General features: G+C 35.8%; 1 protein-coding gene and 1 pseudogene. Both read left to right on the top strand.

Annotation, left to right across the window (positions count from 1 at the left end):
- Nucleotides 1-235, top strand: a pseudogene (locus SPADD19_RS02625) (hypothetical protein); the annotation flags it as partial.
- 2 nt (nucleotides 236-237) lie between these two features.
- On the top strand, nucleotides 238-471 hold the full coding sequence (locus tag SPADD19_RS02630; RefSeq protein WP_049503658.1) for an Imm74 family immunity protein: 234 nt from the start codon (nucleotides 238-240) through the stop codon (nucleotides 469-471).
- Nucleotides 472-670 lie beyond the last annotated feature (199 nt).

Raw genomic sequence — 670 nt, forward strand, 5'->3', positions numbered from 1 at the left:
AATGCCTGAATGGGATTTTAATACTCCTTCAAGTGTAACAGCTTGGGAGGAAGCTTCGAATGTTTACGCAGAGCAAGTATCTGGTGAAATAAGAGCTGTAGTTGGTAGCGAACTACGACCGGGAAATATTTGGGAAAACATCGAACTACCAAGATTGAAGGCAAATCCAAATGTTACTAAGGTTACAACAATAGATCCTAAAACAGGGGTAGAAAAAATTATATTCGAGAGGTAGAAATGAAAATTACAGGAACAAGATCAACAATTACTTTTGATTTAGAGAATGGTTTCCTCTTAAGAGCACAAGGAGAATTGCTGATCAATAAAAAATTTGTTGTTTATAAAGATAGTATGACACAATGGGAGCCCCCTCATGAGAATCTTCCGATAACTCAAAGAGAAATAGAAGATATTATTAATACAGCAAAAAAAATGGAGAGCAATCAAACTATTCAATTAGACTTTGTATAATTATGTTGTATTCAAAGAGAAATGTTGAATAGTCCACCCTGTAACCTCTCCTCTAGCTATTCCACCTATTTCATGCTAGAATAAAGAAAAACACATTTGGAGGCATTATGAATCAGACAGTGACTTATTTGCAGGAATTAACAGCCATTCCTTCACCGACCGGTTTTACACGAGAGATTGCAGACTACTTGGTCAAAAC

This window comes from Streptococcus parasanguinis (genome assembly GCF_001578955.1).
Classification (GTDB): Bacteria; Bacillota; Bacilli; order Lactobacillales; family Streptococcaceae; genus Streptococcus; species Streptococcus parasanguinis_U.